The sequence below is a fragment of the Streptomyces sp. NPDC047515 genome (assembly GCF_040643055.1).
In the GTDB taxonomy this organism is placed as follows: Bacteria; Actinomycetota; Actinomycetes; order Streptomycetales; family Streptomycetaceae; genus Streptomyces.
Genome location: NZ_JBEYTM010000137.1, coordinates 1 through 4,040 on the forward strand (window position 1 = coordinate 1; position 4,040 = coordinate 4,040).

Here is a 4,040-nt window from a genome sequence, read left to right on the forward strand (position 1 = left end):
CGCCCCGTTGACTGAACGAAACCCGGAGATTGCGCAGTTCAGTGGGCGGACGGAGTCATCGGGCGCTACGGTCACCGGTCGTGACGAACGATGCTCCTCGACGGGATCTGGCGGCCCTCGTGGTTCCCCGATGGGGTCGGCTGGTGGAGACCGGCGACCGGTACGAGCCCTACCGGCTGATCGATCCCGACGGCGTGGCCGTCGAGGCAGCCGCTGTCTATTTTCAGGAGCTGCTGGCGGCCGGGAAGGCGCCATCAACGGTCCGCTCCTACGGGATGGATCTGTTGCGGTGGTGGCGGTTCCTTCAGGCCGTGGATGTCGCCTGGGACCGGGCGTCCCGTCTGGAAGCCCGGGATTTCAGTTGCTGGATCCAAGAGACCGTCAAACCCAGGCAGGACAAGGCGCCGAGTTCGCGATCGGTCCGTGGTGCTGGCGCCCCGAACCCGGTGACGGGGAAGCCGTCGACCGGGCCGGGCTACGCGCCGACCACCGTCGCGCACAGCGAGACGGTGCTGCGCCGGTTCTACGACGTGCACCGCGAGGCGGGGACCGGCCCGCTGCTCAACCCGTTCCCACTGGACCTGTCCCGCCGCTCCGGGCGGGCTCACGCGCACCACAATCCGATGGACGGCTGGAGGCCCCAGCGGGTGGGCCGGTACCGTCCGACGCTTCCGCGGCGAATCCCGCGCTCGATTCCGGAGGAGTGGTTCAACGAGCTGTTCGCGGCCCTGCCCTCCAACCGCGACCGGGCCCTGGTCGCCTTCTGGATCTCCACCGGCGTGCGGGCCTCCGAGCTGATCGGCATGCACCAGCGTGACGTCGACCCCGGCCAGCAGCTGATCAGCGTGGTGCGCAAGGGCTCGCGGGCAGTCCAACAGGTTCCGGCGTCAGCGGACGCGTTCGTGTGGCTGCGCCTCTACCAGCAGGACGTACACGGCCGGGTCCCGCGCGGTCGCACCCAACCGGTGTGGTGGACACGGCGAGACCCGATCCGACCCCTGACCTACCACGGCGCCCACCGGATGTTCGAGCGGGTCAATTCCTCGCTCGGCGCTGACTGGACCCTTCACGACTTGCGACACAGTGCGGCCGCCCGCATGGTGCGCGACCCGAAGTTGACGCTGTCCGACGTGCAGTGGGTGCTCGGTCACGCCCATCTGTCCGCCACGGAGGTATATCTGACGCCGCACAAGGACGAGGTCGTGGCCGGCGTGCTGGCGCACCACGCACGCCGGGCCCGCGAGAGCATCCAGCCGGTGCCTCCGCCGCCGGCACCGGGCTACGACCCGGCGTCGCTGGACGTTTTGTTTGGGCGCTCGTCGTGACGGCCGTCGTCAAGCACGCGACGCGCAAGCCGCTGGGGGTCACGAACGCGACCGCAGAGCAGGCCCAGGCGCGGAACAGTCGACTGCGGGAACGCTTTCCGGCTCGGACGACGGAACGGTGGTGGCCCCAGACCGCGCAGTCGTTTGAGGAGACGCTGAAACGCCTGACAGCGCCGCCTTTCCGCCCGGCAGCGAACGGCACCCGAGCCGGACGCCGCCGCGGGGTGACCAAGCTGCTGCACTGGCTGTCCCACCAGCCCGGGGATACCTGGCAGCAGCGCTGGATGGCCACGGGGGCCGAAAACCTGCCCGGCGCCACCTGGGTGGAGCTCCCGCAGCGGTGGCTGAGCGAGCGCGGATCCTCACCGTCGCATGACCGGGAGGACATCGCCTCCGGGCTGCTCATGCTGATCTGCGGAGACGTCATCCATCCTGGTCTACCTTGGATGCTCACCCGCACGCACCGGTATCTCGCCTCCGTGATGGCCGAGGTCCGAGACCCGGACGGATTCGCACGCCTGCACCAGCTTGCCTCCACCGGGCCGGCCAGTTCGCGCCAGGACGCCCGGATCGCCACGACACGGATCGCCACCCTGCTGGCCTGCAAGGGCGGGCGGATCGGCGACATCACCGTCGGCGACTGCGTGGAGCTCGTCGATGCCCAGCGCCTGGTGCACGCCCGCGGCGGACAGAAGAAGGTCGACTTCTACCTACGGCTGAACGCCATGGGCACCTTCCCCGAGGATGCCCCGGCCACGATCCGGGCCTTCGGCCTCGCCCTGGGCCAGTTGAGCGTCGAAGAGCTGGTGGACCGCTACCGGATCCGATGCCGACCGGTACGCGACCTGATCGTGGACTACCTGCGCGAGCGCCAACCATCGCTGGACTTCGCCAGCCTGGACGCGATCTCGCGCACTCTCGCGGGCCTGTTCTGGGCCCGGATAGAAGCCCTGGCGCCGGGAATCGACACACTGCGGCTGCCCCCGGCGGCGGCACGCGCCTGGAAAGACGACCTGAAGGTCAAGAAACGCACCGTCGCTGGCCCCGACGGCAAGAGCGTCGAGGTCTCCAGCCCGCGGCTCAACGCCAAGGACGAACTCATGCGCGTCCGGGCGTTCTACCTCGACATCGCGCAGTGGGCGGCCGAGGAGCCGGCCCGCTGGGGGCCGTGGGCCGTGCCCTGTCCGATCAGCGACGCCGAGATCCACAAGGCCAAGGAACGCAAGCGGCGCAAAGCCCGGATGGATCAGCGCACCCGGGAGCGACTGCCCGTCCTCCCCATCCTGGTCAGCACCACCGACCGACGGCGCCGCGAGGCCGCCAGCCTCCTCCAGGCGGCGAGAGACACCGAGCCCGGAGAACTGATCCCGGGAACCGGCGGGGCCCTGCGCAGAGCCATCGCTCCGAAGGCCGCTGGCCACCTCACCTGGGCCGAGGAGACCTCCAGCGGGCGCCGCCGGAACCTGACCTATGAAGATGAGGAAGCGTTCTGGGCGTTCGCCGCGATCGAGGTCCTGCGCCTGACCGGCATTCGCAACGAAGAACTCCTGGAACTCACGCACCACAGCGTCACCCAGTACCGGCTCCCGTCCACCGGCGAGGTCGTGCCGCTGCTGCAGATCGCTCCGTCCAAGACCGACACCGAGCGACTCCTGCTGGTCAGCCCGGAACTCGCCGATGTCCTCAGCGCCACGATCAGCCGACTGCGTGGCCCCAGCGGGGCGGTTCCGCTGGTGGCCGCCTATGACGTCCGCGAGAAGGTCTGGAACCCGCCGATGCCGCTGCTGTTCCAGCGCGGCATCGGCTCCGAGCACCGCGCTTTCACGCCGACCGCGATCCGCAAGCTGCTGATCAATGCGCTGGCCGCCACCGGGCTGACCAACGCCGAAGGTGAGGCACTGTCCTTCTCTCCTCACGACTTCCGAAGGATCTTCGTCACCGACGCCATCATGAACGGACTGCCCCCGCACATTGCCCAGGTCATCTGCGGTCACAAGAACATCGACACCACGATCGGATACAAGGCGGTCTACCCTGCCGAGACGATCGAGGCCCACCGGGCGTTCATCGCCCGCCGGCGAGCCTCCCGCCCCGGCGAGGAGTACCGGATCCCGACGGAGGAGGAGTGGGACGCCTTCCTCGCCCACTTCGAAAAGCGGAAGGTGTCCATCGGCACCTGCGCACGCGCTTTCGGATCCCCCTGCATCCACGAACACGCTTGTGTCAGATGCTCGCTCCTCCGACCTGATCCAGCCCAACGGTCACGGCTGACCGACATCCGCGACAACCTGATCGCCCGGATCGACGAGGCCGAGCGCGAGGGCTGGCACGGGGAGGTCGAGGGACTCCGGGTCAGCCTTGCCGGCGCAGAAGACAAGCTCGCCCAACTCAACCGCCGTCAAGAAAAGCAGACCGCCGTGGACCTCGGCATCCCCACCCCGCGCGGTGATCGATGATCACCGCCCCACAGATTGCCGCGGATCCTGTGACCGGGTCCGATGGGGTCTACTCAGGACGCCGTTCGCGCGCCACGCGTGCAACCGCCCCGTGAGCTGCCTCTTACTCCCACCGGTTCGGGTCCAAGACCCTCGGGCACCCCGGCGGCGCCGGTTGTCGGGACCAGCCGATCGTCGCACAGCGCGAGACCGTCGGCAGTCCATTTTCATGCTGACAACCAAGATCGAGTAGAAGTTCAGAGAAGCAGGCGTGTTCGTG

The 4,040-nt window shown here is 68.8% G+C and carries 2 protein-coding genes; both read left to right on the top strand.

Translation table 11 applies throughout. The features are described 5' to 3' along the window. Positions 1–80 precede the first annotated feature (80 nt). A complete protein-coding gene (locus tag ABZ826_RS38935; RefSeq protein WP_361459275.1) occupies positions 81–1,325 on the top strand; it encodes a tyrosine-type recombinase/integrase in 1,245 nt (414 codons plus the stop codon). Positions 1,326–1,549: 224 nt separating this feature from the next. Next, complete coding sequence (locus ABZ826_RS38940) at positions 1,550–3,781, top strand: site-specific integrase (protein ID WP_361459277.1); 2,232 nt, start codon at positions 1,550–1,552, stop codon at positions 3,779–3,781. The last annotated feature ends 259 nt before the right edge of the window (positions 3,782–4,040 follow it).